Annotated in this window: 15 protein-coding genes; 11 read left to right on the top strand and 4 right to left on the bottom strand. The window is 73.2% G+C overall.

Annotated elements, in window-relative coordinates; translation table 11 throughout:
• Positions 1-20: 20 nt before the first annotated feature.
• The 3 genes from K330_RS0112625 (at position 21) to K330_RS0112615 (ending at position 1,538) form a co-directional block, all read left to right on the top strand.
• The gene (locus tag K330_RS0112625; protein ID WP_022922176.1) at positions 21-257 is read left to right on the top strand and encodes an RNA-binding S4 domain-containing protein; all 237 of its coding nucleotides are present in this window, start codon (positions 21-23) and stop codon (positions 255-257) included.
• A gap of 61 nt (positions 258-318) precedes the next feature.
• Entirely contained in the window at positions 319-1,134 is an 816-nt protein-coding gene (locus tag K330_RS0112620) for a bifunctional hydroxymethylpyrimidine kinase/phosphomethylpyrimidine kinase (protein ID WP_022922175.1), read from the top strand.
• Positions 1,131-1,538 (top strand): hypothetical protein, encoded by a 408-nt coding sequence (locus tag K330_RS0112615; RefSeq protein WP_022922174.1) that lies wholly within the window; start codon positions 1,131-1,133, stop codon positions 1,536-1,538. Before K330_RS0112620 ends, K330_RS0112615 begins: the two co-directional genes overlap by 4 nt.
• Positions 1,539-1,898: 360 nt before the next feature.
• On the opposite strand, the gene hisC is transcribed toward K330_RS0112615, so the two are convergent.
• A complete protein-coding gene (hisC, locus tag K330_RS0112610; RefSeq protein ID WP_022922173.1) occupies positions 1,899-3,011 on the bottom strand; it encodes a histidinol-phosphate transaminase in 1,113 nt (370 codons plus the stop codon).
• A 43-nt stretch (positions 3,012-3,054) separates the two neighbouring features.
• Here hisC and K330_RS0112605 point away from each other — a divergent pair, with 43 nt between their 5' ends.
• The 6 genes from K330_RS0112605 to K330_RS0112580 all read left to right on the top strand — a co-directional run bounded on the left by K330_RS0112605 (position 3,055) and on the right by K330_RS0112580 (position 8,621).
• On the top strand, positions 3,055-3,435 hold the full coding sequence (locus K330_RS0112605) for a phage holin family protein (protein ID WP_022922172.1): 381 nt from the start codon (positions 3,055-3,057) through the stop codon (positions 3,433-3,435).
• Between the two features lies 1 nt (position 3,436).
• On the top strand, positions 3,437-4,186 hold the full coding sequence (locus K330_RS0112600; protein ID WP_022922171.1) for a dienelactone hydrolase family protein: 750 nt from the start codon (positions 3,437-3,439) through the stop codon (positions 4,184-4,186).
• 132 nt (positions 4,187-4,318) lie between these two features.
• Positions 4,319-5,524 carry a pyruvate dehydrogenase (acetyl-transferring) E1 component subunit alpha gene (gene pdhA / locus K330_RS0112595; protein ID WP_022922170.1) on the top strand — a complete coding sequence of 402 codons (1,206 nt, stop codon included), beginning with the start codon at positions 4,319-4,321 and terminating at the stop codon, positions 5,522-5,524.
• A gap of 10 nt (positions 5,525-5,534) precedes the next feature.
• Complete coding sequence (locus K330_RS0112590) at positions 5,535-6,557, top strand: alpha-ketoacid dehydrogenase subunit beta (RefSeq protein WP_022922169.1); 1,023 nt, start codon at positions 5,535-5,537, stop codon at positions 6,555-6,557.
• A gap of 55 nt (positions 6,558-6,612) precedes the next feature.
• The gene (locus K330_RS0112585; RefSeq protein WP_022922168.1) at positions 6,613-8,076 is read left to right on the top strand and encodes a dihydrolipoamide acetyltransferase family protein; all 1,464 of its coding nucleotides are present in this window, start codon (positions 6,613-6,615) and stop codon (positions 8,074-8,076) included.
• Between the two features lie 134 nt (positions 8,077-8,210).
• Positions 8,211-8,621 (top strand): hypothetical protein, encoded by a 411-nt coding sequence (locus K330_RS0112580; RefSeq protein ID WP_022922167.1) that lies wholly within the window; start codon positions 8,211-8,213, stop codon positions 8,619-8,621.
• A 3-nt stretch (positions 8,622-8,624) separates the two neighbouring features.
• On the opposite strand, the gene K330_RS21070 is transcribed toward K330_RS0112580, so the two are convergent.
• The 3 genes from K330_RS21070 to K330_RS0112565 all read right to left on the bottom strand — a co-directional run bounded on the left by K330_RS21070 (position 8,625) and on the right by K330_RS0112565 (position 11,089).
• Positions 8,625-9,554: a patatin-like phospholipase family protein gene (locus K330_RS21070; RefSeq protein ID WP_022922166.1), complete on the bottom strand. Its 930-nt coding sequence runs from the start codon at positions 9,552-9,554 to the stop codon at positions 8,625-8,627.
• Positions 9,555-9,570: 16 nt separating this feature from the next.
• Complete coding sequence (locus K330_RS0112570) at positions 9,571-10,479, bottom strand: maleylpyruvate isomerase family mycothiol-dependent enzyme (protein ID WP_022922165.1); 909 nt, start codon at positions 10,477-10,479, stop codon at positions 9,571-9,573.
• A 106-nt stretch (positions 10,480-10,585) separates the two neighbouring features.
• Positions 10,586-11,089 carry a hypothetical protein gene (locus K330_RS0112565; RefSeq protein WP_022922164.1) on the bottom strand — a complete coding sequence of 168 codons (504 nt, stop codon included), beginning with the start codon at positions 11,087-11,089 and terminating at the stop codon, positions 10,586-10,588.
• A gap of 283 nt (positions 11,090-11,372) precedes the next feature.
• Here K330_RS0112565 and K330_RS21065 point away from each other — a divergent pair, with 283 nt between their 5' ends.
• Positions 11,373-13,394, top strand: a complete 2,022-nt coding sequence (locus K330_RS21065; protein ID WP_022922163.1) for a bifunctional copper resistance protein CopD/cytochrome c oxidase assembly protein — start codon at positions 11,373-11,375, stop codon at positions 13,392-13,394.
• On the top strand, positions 13,391-14,212 hold the full coding sequence (locus K330_RS0112555; protein WP_022922162.1) for a carbon-nitrogen family hydrolase: 822 nt from the start codon (positions 13,391-13,393) through the stop codon (positions 14,210-14,212). Before K330_RS21065 ends, K330_RS0112555 begins: the two co-directional genes overlap by 4 nt.
• Positions 14,213-14,216 lie beyond the last annotated feature (4 nt).

The following is a 14,216-nucleotide window of genomic DNA, read 5'->3' as shown; positions in this document are numbered from 1 at the left end:
ATACACCCTCGAGGTATGCCGTGAGCTCCGCCGGACCCGAGCCCGAGCAGGTCCCCATCCGGGACGAGTCGATCCGCCTGGGCCAGCTGCTCAAGCTGGCCAACGTCGTGCAGGACGGTGCCATGGCGCGCATGGTCATCGAGCACGGGGAGGTCACCGTGGACGGTGAGACCGTCGTGCGCCGGGGCACCCAGGTCCGGCCGGGGCAGGTCGTGGAGTACGACGGCCACCGGTTCACGCCGACCACCCAGGCCTGAGCGGCGCCGCGGGACCCCGCCTCGCGCCGCGGGGCCGGATGGCTCGTGGCACCATCGTGGGATGACCACGACACCCGTCGCCCTGACGATCGCAGGCTCCGAGGCGACCGGCGGTGCCGGCGCCCAGGTCGACCTCAAGACCTTCCAGGAGCACGGCGTCTTCGGCTGCGTCGCGCTGACCTGCATCGTCTCCTTCGACCCGAAGAACGACTGGAACCACCGGTTCGTCCCCGTCGACCCGCAGGTGATCGCCGACCAGCTGGAGGTCATCACCACCTCCTACCCGGCCGAGCAGCTCGACGTCGTCAAGATCGGGATGCTCGGCACCCCGGCCACGATCGAGACGGTCGCCACGGCGCTGGGGGAGCGCAGCTTCGGCCACGTCGTCCTCGACCCGGTCCTCATCTGCAAGGGCCAGGAGCCTGGCGCGGCCCTCGACACCGACGAGGCGCTCAAGGCCCGGGTGCTGCCGCACGCGACGTTCGTCACGCCCAACCACTTCGAGACGATGTCGCTGTCGGGGATGGAGTCGATCGAGACCGTCGAGGAGCTCACTCTCGCGGCCCAGCGGATCCACGAGCGCTCCGGCGCGGTGGTGCTGGCCAAGGGTGGTGTGCACCTCGCCGGTGACGACGCGGTGGACGTCTACGTCGACGCCGAGCGCACCGAGGTGCTCAGCGCGCCCAAGCTCGGCGACGGTGCCCAGGTTGCCGGGGCGGGCTGCACGCTGGCCGCCGCCGTCGCGGCCCGGCTCGCCCTGGGCGACTCGCCGTGGGAGGCCGCGCAGGCCGCCAAGGAGTTCGTCACCCGCGGCATCGAGCGCCGCCTGTCCAGCGGTGCGCCCTTCGACGTGGTCTGGCAGGGCGAGGAGAGGTGACGCTCTCCCCCCGCGGCGCCAGCGCCGTCGTGCACGGCAGCCCCGGCAAGGGGTGGATGATCATGCTGGTCGGCGGGGTCATGGCCTGGATCTCGGGACAGTCCTGGAGCACGGGCCGTGGGTTCGGCGAGGTGTTCTCCCTGCTCATGGCCTACGGCACGCTCGCGGCGCTGGCCGTGCCCGCCACGCTGGTCGCCGGCCGCTCCTCCAAGCCGTGGCTCATCGGCCTGGCCGGCTTGATGGGCATGACCATCCCGTGGTTCTTCGACCTGGCCGTGGAGTTCGGCGGCGAGGGGATCTGGCTGACCTCGCTGGTCATCCTCGTGACGAGCTGGACGGTGACGTTCGTCGTGTCGTGGGGCACCCGCTGGGTGGCCCGCTACGCCGACCAGCACCACCTGTAGTCCCGGGCACGGGACCGTGGCGGTGGCGGTGGCGGTGGCGGTGGCGGCGCGGTGCGAACGCTCGTGCACCGCTGTCGTGTCACAACGGTCGTCACAGCGACGCATGTGACACGACAGAACCGCACGGCGGTGCGCGGCGCTGTCCTGTGCTGCGGAAACCGTGCCGTGCAGTAGATACCGCCCCGCGCGGGGGAAGCTTCCACGGCACGAGGCGGTATCCCCGGCACGCGGCGCCATGTGCGGCGCGAAGGGTCCTACGCGGCGTGCGGGCGGTGTTGTCGGTGGCCCGTGGGGTGTGCGGGCGGTGTCGTCGGTGGCCCGTGGGGTGTGCGGGCGGTGTCGCCGGTGGCCCGGCGCCGCTCAGCCCTCGCGGCTGACCAGCCACTCCCCGGCGATCTCGATCAGCCGGTCGTTGGCCTCTGTCTCGCCGACGGAGGCGCGCACGCCCTCGCCGGCGAAGGGGCGCACGGTCAGCGCGCGCGCCTGGCACGCCTGGGCGAAGGGCACCGCGTCGTCGCCCAGCGGGAACCACACGAAGTTGCCCTGCGCGTCGGGGATGGCCCACCCCTGGTCACGCAGCGCCGCGACGACCCGCTCGCGCTCGGCCACGAGCTCCTTGACCCGCACCTCCAGCTCGTCGTAGGCCGCCAGGCTCGCGACGGCCGCCTGCTGGGCCAGGTCGCTGACGCCGAAGGGGGTGGCTGCCTTGCGCAGGGCGGTGGCGACCTCCTCGCGGGCGACGGCATACCCGACCCGCAGCCCCGCCAGCCCGTAGGCCTTGGAGAAGGTGCGCAGGACGGCGACGTTGGGGAACTCCCGGTAGAGCGCGAGGGCGTCGGGCACGGTCTCCTCGGTGGTGAACTCCAGGTAGGCCTCGTCGATGACGACGAGCACGTCGGAGGGGACCTTGGCCAGGAACGCCCGCAGCTCGTCCTCGCGCACGGCGGGGCCGGTCGGGTTGTTGGGCGTGCAGACCAGCACCAGGCGGGTGCGGTCGGTGATCGCCGCGGCCATCGCGTCGAGGTCGTGCCGGGCGTCGGCGTCCAGCGGCACCTGCACCGACGTGGCGCCCGCCAGCGCGACGACGATCGGGTAGGCCTCGAAGGAGCGCCACGCGTAGACGACCTCGTCACCTGCGTCGCAGGTGACCCCGATGAGGTGGCCGAGCACGGCGACGCTGCCGGTGCCGGTGGCCAGGTGGGTGGTCGGCACGCCGAGACGCTCGGCCAGGGCGGCGGTCAGCTCGGTGACGCCCATGTCGGGGTAGCGGTTGACCGTCGTGGCCGCCCGCGCGACCGCCTCGAGGACCGAGGGCAGCGGCGGGAAGGGGTTCTCGTTGGAGGAGATCTTGTAGGCCGTCACGCCCTCGACCGGCTCCGGCGGCCGTCCCGGCGTGTAGGCGGGCACCGTCGACAGGACGGGGCGCATCCGGACGGGGCCGGCGGCGGGCTGCGGCGAGGTCATGTCGGTCATGCTGCGTAAGCGTAGTGACACCTCCCTCTGCCACGATGGGCGCATGAAGATGATCCTGACCATCATCGCGGACGCCGTGGCCATCTGGGTCGCGGCCTACCTCATCAGCGGCATCGAGATCGGCGGGGAGGGGACGAGCTTCTGGCTGACGCTGCTGGCGGTGGCCGTGATCTTCGGCGTGCTCAACGCCGTCGTCAAGCCGATCCTCAAGCTGCTCTCGCTGCCGCTCATCGTGCTCACGCTGGGGCTGTTCCTCTTCGTCCTCAACGCGATCATGCTCTCGCTGACCTCGTGGCTGGCCGGCGTGCTGGGCCTCGACTTCACCGTCGAGAGCTTCTTCTGGGACGCGGTGCTCGGCGCGATCATCGTCTCGGCGGTCTCGCTTGTGGTCGACATGCTGCTGCCGGACGGCAAGGAGCGCTGAGATGGCCTCGGGCACGCCCTACGAGATCCCCACGGCCGACGGTCCCCTGCCCGGCCTGCTCTGGCTGCCGCGGGAGACCACCCACGCCGGGCCGGTGCCCGGGCTGGTCGTCATGCAGGAGATCTTCGGCCTCACCGACTACATCCGCTCGCGCTGCCAGGACCTCGCCGACCTCGGGTATGCCGTGCTCGCGCCGCAGGTCTACGCGCGGCTCGACCCGCCCGTGCTGGCCCTCGAGGACGACGAGGAGGACCTGCTCGGTCGGGCCATGGGCCTGCTGGGCCAGGTCGACTGGGACCAGGCGGTGCGTGACGGGCTGGCCGCCCGCGACGCGCTGGCCTCGATGCCCGAGGTCGACGAGCTCGGCGTCGGGCTGGTCGGGTTCTGCTTCGGCGGCGGCCTGGCCTTCAACGTCGCCGCCCAGGCCTGCCAGGCCGAGGTCCCGCCGGCGGCGCTGGTCAGCTTCTACGGCTCGGCGCTGCCCCAGCTGCTGCACCTGGCCGAGGACGTCGACTGCCCTAGCCTGCACGTCTTCGGCACCGACGACGCCTACATCCCGATGGAGCAGGTCGAGCAGATCCGGGAGGCGGTGACGGCCGGCGGGGCACGCGAGCAGGTGCGGTTCGAGCTGCACGAGGGTGCCGGCCACGCCTTCGACAACCCCAACCCCGTCTTCCACCACGAGGAGGCCAGCGAGGAGGCCTGGGCCCAGGCCGAGGAGTTCCTGCAGCAGGTGCTGCCCACCCGCTGACGCGGCATACCCGCAGGCCCGCGCCCGCCCCCACCGGCGCGGTTCGGACTGCGTTGACGGCTGCGTTAACCTGACGCCCTAAGCCGTCCCGTCACGCACACGGCGCCCCGCCGTGAGATGAAGGAGCCAGCGTTGAGCGACGAGGAAGTCGCGCGGTCCGCCGCGCCCACCGCCACCGGCGGGAGCCCCGCCCGGGGTCTGCACGAGCCGCCCGAGAGGGACATGACCGACGGCGGCCCGGACATGGTCCAGTTCCTCGCCGCCGACGGCACGCGCGTGCCGCTGACCGACGTCAACAGCCCCTACGCGGCCTACCTCGACGAGCTCGACGAGGAGGCGATGCGCGGCATGCTGCGCGACCTGATCCTCGTGCGCCGCGTCGACTCCGAGGGCTTCGCGCTGCAGCGCCAGGGCGAGCTCGGCCTGTGGCCCAGCCTGCTCGGGCAGGAGGCCGCCCAGGTCGGCCCGGGGCGCGCGATGCGCCCGCAGGACTACGCCTTCCCCGGCTACCGCGAGCACGGCGTCGCCTGGTGCAAGGGCGTGCCGCCGGAGAACCTGCTCGGCATGTTCCGCGGCGTCAACCACGGCGGCTGGGACTCCAACGAGAACAACTTCCACCTCTACACGATCGTCATCGGCAACCAGATGCTGCACGCGGTCGGCTACGCGATGGGTGTGCAGCGCGACGGCGACGTCGCCACCGGCGACCCCGAGCGCGACACCGCGGTGATGGCGTTCACCGGTGACGGCGGCACCTCCCAGGGCGACTACAACGAGGCGCTGGTCTTCGCCGCCGTCGCCAACGCCCCGGTGGTGTTCTACGTGCAGAACAACCACTGGGCGATCTCCGAGCCCAACGACCGCCAGTTCCGCGTGCCGCCCTACCGCCGCGCCGACGGCTTCGGCTTCCCCGGCGTGCGGGTCGACGGCAACGACGTCCTCGCCTCGTATGCCGTCTCCCGCGCCGCGCTCGAGCGCGCCCGGGGCGGGGAGGGCCCGACCCTCATCGAGGCGTTCACCTACCGCATGGGGGCGCACACCACCTCCGACGACCCGACGAAGTACCGCATCTCCGCCGAGGTCGACATCTGGAAGAAGAAGGACCCGATCGACCGGATGCGCACCTACCTGCTGGCCGAGGGGATCGTCGACCAGGCCTGGCTCGACGGGGTGGAGGCCGAGGCCGACGAGCTGGCGAGGCGGATCCGGCAGGCCTGCCAGACCATGCCGAACCCGCCGCACGAGGAGATGTTCGAGCACGTCTACGCCGACGCCCACCCGCTGGTGGCGCGCGAGGCGGCGGAGTTCGCGGCATACCAGGCCGGGTTCGAGGACTGAGGAGACCACGATGACGACGACTTCGACCTCGACCGCCCAGCGGACCACGATCGCCAAGGCGCTCAACTCCGGCATGCGGGCGGCCATGGAGCGCGACCCCAAGGTCGTGCTCATGGGTGAGGACATCGGCAAGCTCGGCGGTGTCTTCCGCATCACCGAGGGCCTGCAGAAGGACTTCGGCGAGGACCGGGTCATCGACGCCCCGCTCGCCGAGGCCGGCATTCTGGGCACCGCGGTCGGGATGGCGCTGCGCGGCTACCGGCCCGTGGTGGAGATCCAGTTCGACGGGTTCGTCTACCCGGCCTTCGACCAGATCGTGTCGCAGGTCGCCAAGATGCACTACCGCTCCCTGGGCAAGCTCAAGCTGCCGATGGTCATCCGCATCCCCTACGGCGGCGGCATCGGCGCGGTCGAGCACCACAGCGAGTCCAACGAGTCCTACTTCGCGCACACCGCGGGGCTGCGCGTGGTCACCGTCTCGACCACCGACGACGCCTACTGGATGATGCAGCAGGCCATCGCCTCCGACGACCCGGTCGTGCTCTTCGAGCCCAAGCGCCGCTACCACGAGCGCGGCGTGCTCGACCTCGGCGGCGCCAACCCCGACCTGGCCGACGCCCCGCACGCCCTCGACGAGGCCGTCGTGCGCGCCGAGGGCAGCGACGTGACCGTGCTGACCTACGGCCCGATGGTCAAGGTGGCCCTGGCCGCCGCGCAGGCCGCCGAGCTGGAGGACGGCCCCTCGATCGAGGTCGTCGACCTGCGCTCGCTCTCGCCGCTGGACGCCGAGGTCATCGAGGCGTCGGTGACCAAGACCGGCCGGTGCATCACGCTGTCGGAGGCCCAGACCTTCACCTCGGTCCACGCCGAGCTGGCCGCGCACGTGCAGCAGCACTGCTTCTACTCCCTGGAGGCGCCGGTGCTGCGCGTGGGCGGCTACAACATCCCCTACCCGCCGAGCCGGCACGAGGAGGTCTTCCTCCCCGACCTCGACCGCGTCCTGCACGCCGTCGACACCGTCCTCGGCTACTGACCGGCCCCGGCCGGCCACCCTGCACCCCCACCTGAATCCCCGCGAGGAGACCTTCGTGCCCGAGTTCAAGCTCCCGGACCCCGGCGAGGGGCTCGTCGAGGCCACCATCATCCAGTGGAAGGTCGGCGTCGGCGACACCGTGCGGACCAACGACATCGTCGTCGAGGTCGAGACGGCCAAGTCGCTCGTCGAGCTGCCGATCCCGTGGGACGGCACCGTGACGCAGATCCTGGCCCAGGAGGGCCAGGAGGTCGAGGTCGGCACCCCGATCATCGTCATCGACACCGGTGACGGCGGCGGTGCCGATGCCGGCACGACCCCCGAGGACGTCACCGACGCGGCGACCGCAGCCTCGGACGACCTTGTGCCGACGCCGCCGGCGGACGGCGGTGCGGGCGACGGCAAGCCCGCCCGCGAGGCGGTGCTCGTCGGCTACGGCGCGATCGAGAGCTCGACCACCCGGCGTCGTCGCCGCGGTGCGGCGTCGGCCGCCGAGGAGGCCCAGGATGCCGCGGCCCCGCGCCGGGCCAAGGCCGCCCCTCCGGTGCGCAAGTACGCCAAGGACAAGGGCGTCGACCTGACCCAGGTCACCCCCTCCCGCGAGGACGGCGTCGTCACCCGCGCCGACGTCGACCGCTTCCTGGCCGGCGGTGCCGCCAGCGCGTCGGCCCAGCACGCCGCCGCCGAGGTCGCGGTGCCGGCCGAGCAGGGTGCGGCGACCGGTCAGGCCGCGGCCCCCGCCGGCGCGCCCCAGGCGAGCGCGACCCCGTACCAGCGTCCGACCCTGTCCCGCTCCGGCGAGCGGGAGGAGCGCACCGACGTCAAGGGCGTCACCAAGATGATGGCCCAGGCCATGGTGTCCTCGAAGTTCAGCGCCCCGCACGTCACCGAGTTCGTCACCGTCGACGTCACGCGCACGATGGAGCTGGTCGAGCGGCTCAAGACCGACCGCTCCTACGGCATGACCGACGTCAAGGTCAGCCCGCTGCTCGTGCTGGCCAAGGCGATGTGCCTGGCGGTGCGGCGCAACCCGGGCATGAACGCCGTGTGGGACGAGGCCGCGCAGCAGATCGTGCAGCGCAACTACGTCAACCTCGGCATCGCCGCGGCCACCCCGCGGGGCCTGGTCGTGCCCAACATCAAGGACGCCGACCTGATGGACCTGCGCCAGCTGGCCGAGGCCCTCGGCGACCTGGTGTCGACCGCCCGGGCCGGGCGCACGCAGCCGGCCGACATGTCCGGCGGCACGATCACCATCACCAACGTGGGCGTCTTCGGCGTCGACACCGGCACCCCGATCATCAACCCGGGGGAGTCGGCGATCGTCGCCTTCGGCGCGGTCCGGCGCATGCCGTGGGTCGTGCAGACCGACGGGGTCGAGCAGATCGTGCCCCGCTGGGTGACCCAGCTGGCCGTCTCCTTCGACCACCGCCTCATCGACGGTGAGCTGGGCTCGATGTTCCTGGCCGACCTGGCCGCGCTGCTGGAGGACCCCAGCCGGGCGCTCGTCTGGGGCTGAGGCTCCCGGCAGACCCACTCACGACGCCGAGCTGCAGGGATCCCAGGACGCATCATGTGGTCCTGACAGCTCGGCGTCGCGAATGGGCGGCGGAGGGGTGCGGGGCGCCGCGGCGCACCGCATACCATCGGCGCATGCCCTCGCGCCCGCGGCTGCAGGACCGCCTCTTCACGATCCTGACGACGCTCGGGGCGGCCGCGATCTTCGTCGCGGGCATGTCCCGGGGGAACACCCGGGTGGCGGTGCTGGGTGCGGTGTTCTTCCTCGGCTACGGCGTGCTGCACGCGGTGACGCGGCGGCTGACCCCGGCGGCCCGGATGCTCAGCGGGTCGGAGGCCGACCACGCCGAGCGGCTGGCGCAGTTCCGGGCCACGCGGACGGCCGGGCAGGTGGCGCTGGGCCTCGCCGCCGTGGGCCTGGCCCTGGAGCTGGCGGTGCAGTGGCCGCCGGCGCTGTGGGTGTCGGGGACGGCGCTGCTGGTGGTGGCGGTCTTCGTCGCGGCGCTGTGGTTCTTCGGCCGGCGGGCCCACGCCGGCCGGGGCTGAGGTTCAGCTCTCCTCGAGGGCGCGGCCCCCGAGCGCGCGCGTGCCCGGGCCGAAGAGCTCGGTCAGCTCCTCCGCCCGCTGCTGCGCGGCCTCGGCGCCGGCCTCGATCGCCTGGCGGACCTTGTGGAAGTCGCCGATCTCCACGCCGTCGATCGCGGGGTCGATGACGAGGTCGGGCTTGTAGAACGACAGACGCGACATCGTCAGCTGGGCCTGCATCACGTCGGCGGCGCGCATGAGCTCCTTGAGCGAGGTCCACCCGCCGCGGAACCGCCGCAGCGCGCCGGCGTCCTCCCCGGGGTGGTCAATCTGCGACAGCGGGGTGGCGTTGACCGCGAGCACCCGCCGGACCCCGTGCAGCAGCGCGCCGTCGACCGGGATCTGGTTGAGCAGCCCGCCGTCGACCAGCGTGTCGCCGCCGATGCGGACCGGCTCGATCACCCCCGGGTATGCCGTGGTCGCCCGCAGCGCGCGGATGAGGTCGCCGGAGCGGGCGTAGTAGATGCGGCCGTCGTTGATGTTGGTCGCGGTGAGGACCAGCGGCAGCTCCAGCTCCTCGAAGGTGGCCGGCAGCACCCCGGCCAGCCACTCCTCGAAGCCCCGGGTGTTGAGCAGGCGGCCGGACAGCGGGTTCCAGTCGATGAGCCGGCGCCAGCGCATGTCGGTGGCGATGTCCTCGAGCTCGGCCGCGCTGTAGCCGGCCGCCACGAAGGCCCCCACCAGCCCGCCCATGCTGGTGCCGGAGATGACGTCGGCGCGCACGCCCAGCTGCTCCAGCACGCGCAGCACGCCGACGTGGCACAGCCCCCGGGCGCCGCCGCCACCGAGGACCAGGCCGATCTGCGCGTTCGCTGCCGGCGCCTCGCGCGCCTCCCGCGTCTCCCGCGCCGAGGTCCGCGCCACGCCCGACCGGGGCCGGATCTGCGGGCTCATCGCGCCGGCCGGTGCCTCATGGGGTGATCTCGAGCGCGTCGAGCACGCGGCGGGCCAGGTCCTCGTCGCCGACGACCTGGTAGCGGGTGTCCTCGGTCGCCACGCGACCGGCGGCGCGGCGGGCGAGGTAGTAGGTCGACATGGAGATCGTCGTCGCGCGGTCGTCGGACTCGTCGTCGACGCTGGGCTCGTCGTCCTCGGCGGTGGTGTGCCCGGTGAACAGCTCGTGGGCGACCGGCTCGCCGTCGGCGTCCAGCCCGATGCGCACGCCGCCGCGGGCCGTCACCGGGCCGGTGCTCTCGAGGATGACGACGGTGCCGGGCTCAGGCTGCACGCGGTGCAGCACGATGTGGCACAGCGTGTCCATGACCAGCTCCATGAACTGGCTGGCGCCGGGGGAGTCGAGCGAGCCGGGCCGGTCGACGACGTCGCGCAGGTCCTGCTCGTGCATCCAGACGTCGACGATCCGCATCCGGGTGACCTCCCCGAACGGGCCCTCCTGGCCGCGCACGGTGCGCACCGTGGTGTCGAGCTCCAGGTCGGCGTCGTACATGATCGCCGAGCGCACCTCCATCAGCCCCCGCAGCTCGGCGACCAGCTCGGCCGGCGCACGGTCGTCACGGGCGCGCACGCCCTCCTCGTTCCAGACGGCGAAGGCGTTGCGGACGTGCTCGGGGGTGCCCACCTCGACGGCCTCGGCGGGCTCGGACCAGCCGCTGACCGGGTGCTCGGAGCCGGAGAGGTAGTCCTCGATGTGCACGACGTGGGCGAGCACGTCGCGGGCGGTCCAGCCCGGCAGGGCGGTCGGGCGGTCCCAGTCCTCGTCACGCAGGCCGTCGGCGACGTCGGCGAAGGAGGTGAGCGTCTGGCGGTACGCGGCGACGATCTCGGTCACGTCGGCGGGCGCGGCGGGGTGGACGGGCATGGCCCCAGGGTATGCCGACGCCGCCCGGACGGCAGTCGCGGGCGGCGTCGGCAGGTGGCCGGGACAGCCGGGGGACGGCTGGCTCAGCCGGCTCCGGAGGGCCGGGTCAGCCGGCGCAGGAGGCCTGGAGCTCCTCCTGGGCGGCGGCCGAGTCGGTCACGTCGATCTCGGGGACCTCGATCTCGGCGTCGGTCGGGCTCTTGTCCTCGTCGTCCAGGACCGCGTCGGAGGCCTCGACGAACGGGGCGTTGATGCGCTCGATCAGCCCGCCCTGGTCGCCGGAGGCGTCCTCGGTCAGGCTGGTCAGACGCTGGCTGAGCAGGTTGATCTCGCCCCAGGAGGCGGGGTCGAGGACCTCGCCGGACTCGAGCACGCCGCGGTCGGCCTCGGCGCGCTCGGCCAGGGTGACCGGGCCGGTCTGGAAGAACTCCGCGCAGACCGGGTCGCTCATCTCGGCGGTCTCGCCCGCCGCGTCGCCGGTGGCCGAGGACTCCTCGGTCGCGCCGACCTCGGAGGCCGCGGTCGCGTTCTCCTCCGAGCCGCTGTCGGACGAGCAGCCGGTCAGGACCAGGGCCAGGCCCAGGGCGGCGGTCAGGGTGGTGCGTCGCATTGTTCTCTCACTTCCACGTCACGGTCTTGGTCTGTAGCTGCAAGGAGCGAGGGCAGCACGGCGCGCGGAAGGGCGACAGAGGACCCTCGTGCGAGCCGGCGTCCTTGTCGCTTGCAGCTTCCTAGTGTGACAAGGAGGACCCGCGATCACGAAACCGGGTCCGTCTCCTCACCTGCAGGGGTGAACGCAGGTTCACGCAGGTGAGGGGCCCGCGCGCCCCGCGCGGCCGCATACCTCGCAGGGGCGGACGGGGGAGGGCGGGGCGCGGCCTAGCATGGACGGTATGTCGCACCCGGCGCCCGTCGCGTCCTCCCCACCCGCCCCCGAGGGGCCGGTCGAGGGTCGGCGCGCACCGCTGCCGGGGTGGGCCCTGCCGGTCACCGCGCTCGTGGTCGCGCTGCTCGTCGCGGTCCCGGCCCTCGCCCGGTCGGGGGCGGCCGCGCCCCTGGCGCTCGGCGACGCCGGACCTCTCGTGCGCTGGGGGCTGCCGCTGGCCGGGGTGGTGCACGACCTGGCCGCCTCGTTCACCGTCGGGCTGCTGCTGGTCGGGGCGTTCCTCACCCGCGAGGGCCGCACGAGCCGCCGGCGCGAGACGGCCGCGCAGACGGCCTTCCTGTCCTCGGTGGTGTGGCTGCTCAGCGCGATGGTCGTCCTCTACCTGACGCTCGGTGAGCTCGCCGGCATCCCGCCGTCGTCGCCGGGCTACCTGGGCGAGCTGGTGCGCAACGCCTGGAGCCTGGAGCTGCTCCGGCTCTACCTGGGCGTGGTGCTGCTCGTCGTGCCGGTCGTGGCGATGACCGCCTACGCCCGGACCCGGGCCGCGCTGGCCTGGACCTTCGCGCTGGCGCTGCTGGCGCTGGTGCCGCTGGCGTTCACCGGGCACTCCGCGGGCGCCGTCGGCCACGAGACCACGGTGACCGCCCTCAACCTGCACCTGGTCGGGCTGACCGTGTGGGTCGGCGGCCTGCTGGCGATCGGTGCGCTGCTGCCGGTGCTGGGCAGCGCCCTGCCCGACGTCGTGCGGCGCTTCTCGACCGTCGCCACCTGGTGCTACGTCGCGGTCGCGGTCTCCGGGGTGCTCTTCGCCACGGTGACGGTCGGCTCGTTCGCGAACCTGGCCACCCCCTACGGCGCGGTGCTGCTGCTGAAGGTGGTGCTGCTGGCGCTGCTCGGCGTCGCCGGGTGGCTGCAGCGGCGCACGGTCGTCGCGCGCGGGGTCGACTCACCCGCCCGGTTCGGCCGGCTGGCGCTCGGCGAGGTGGTGCTCATGGCGGCCGCGGTGGCCCTCGGCGTCGTCCTGGGACGCACCGCCACCCCCGTGCCGGAGCCGGTCGACGTCACCCCGGCCGTCGACCTGACCGGCTGGCCGCTGCCCGAGCCGTTCACCTGGGGCGCCCTGTTCCTGACCTGGCGCACCGACTGGCTCTTCGCGCTGGGCGCGCTGGTCGCGGTCGGGCTGTACGTCGCCGCGTTCGTCCGGCTGCGGCGCCGGGGCGACCGCTGGCCGGTGCTGCGGCTGGTGCTGTGGGTGCTTGGCTGGGCCGTCTTCGCCTGGGTGACCAGCGGCGGCCCCGGCGTCTACGGCCGGGTGATGTTCTCGGTCCACATGGTGTCTCACATGGCGCTGATGATGGCCGTGCCGATCCTGCTCGTGCCCGCCAACGCGATCACGCTCGCGCTGCGGACCCTGCCGTCGCGGCGCGACCGGACGCTGGGCCCGCGCGAGGTGCTGCTGGCGGTCGTGCACTCGCGGTGGGCCTCGTTCGTGGTCAACCCGGTCGTGGCGGGGGTGGTCTTCTTCGGCAGCCTGGTCGTCTTCTACTGGACCGGCATGCTGCAGTGGGCGCTGACCACCCACGTCGGCCACCTGTTCATGGTCGTGCACTTCACGCTCGCCGGCTACGCCTTCGTGTGGTCGCTCGTGGGCACCGACCCCGGCCCGCGCAAGTGGCCCGCCCCGCTGCGGGTCATCGTGCTGCTCGGCACGCTGGCCGCGCACGCCTTCTTCGCCCTGGCGCTCATGCAGGGGGTCTTCCTGCTCGCGCCGGAGTTCTACAAGACCGTCGCGGTGCCCTGGGTGCCCGACCTGCTCGCCGACCAGCAGCTGGGCGGCACGATCGCCTGGGGCGTCGGCGAGCTGCCCACCGTCGTGCTCATGATGATGGTCGTCTGGGACTGGTACCGCCGCGACACCCGCGACGCCGTCCGCGCCGACCGCCAGGCCGACCGCGACGACGACGCCGAGCTCGAGGCCTACAACGCACGCCTGCGCGCCCTCGCGCAGCGGACAGGAGGACGTCAGTGAAGGTCGCCGTGATCCAGATGGCCTACGGCGAGGGGGCCGACGAGCCCGTCGCCGACCGGGCCGAGCGGGCCGCCGGCCTCGTGCGCGAGCACGGGCCGGGCCACGACCTCGTGGTGCTGCCCGAGCTGTGGAGCGCCGGCGGGTTCGCCGCCAAGGAGTGGCAGGAGCGCAGCCAGCCGCTCGTGCCCGGTGAGCTCCCGCAGGCCCTCGTCCCGCTCGCCGCCGCGGTCCGCGACGTCGGCGCGGTGCTGCATACCGGATCGGTGGTCGAGCGCAGCGAGGAGGCCGGCCCCGAGGGCCGGCACCTGTGGAACACCTCGGTGGTCCTCGGCCCCGACGGCGAGGTCGCCGCGACCTACCGCAAGATCCACCGCTTCGGCTTCGGCGGCGGGGAGCCGGTGCTCATGGAGGCCGGCGCCGACGTCGTCGTCACCGACCTGCCCGCGCCCGCCGACGCGCTGACGACCGGGCTGTCGACCTGCTACGACCTGCGCTTCCCCGAGCTCTACCGGCTGCAGGTCGACCTGGGCGCCGAGCTGCTCGTGGTGCCCGCGGCCTGGCCGGCTCCGCGGGTCGAGGCGTGGCGGCTGCTGCTGCGCGCGCGCGCGATCGAGAACCAGTGCTTCGTGGTCGCCTGCAACACCGCCGGGGAGCACGCCGGCGTCGCCATGGGCGGGCGCAGCGCGGTCGTCGACCCCTGGGGCACCGTGCTCGCCGAGGCCGGCACCGAGGAGGAGGTGCTGTCGGTCGAGCTGGACACCGGGCAGGTGGCCACGGCCCGCCGCGACTTCCCGGTGCTGGGGGACCGCCGGCTCTGACGCG

Origin of the sequence: Ornithinimicrobium pekingense DSM 21552, assembly GCF_000421185.1 — a bacterium.
GTDB classification, from domain to species: domain Bacteria; phylum Actinomycetota; class Actinomycetes; order Actinomycetales; family Dermatophilaceae; genus Ornithinicoccus; species Ornithinicoccus pekingensis.
The sequence above is the reverse complement of the archived record's forward strand: the minus strand, read 5'-3'. Positions and strand labels throughout refer to the sequence as shown.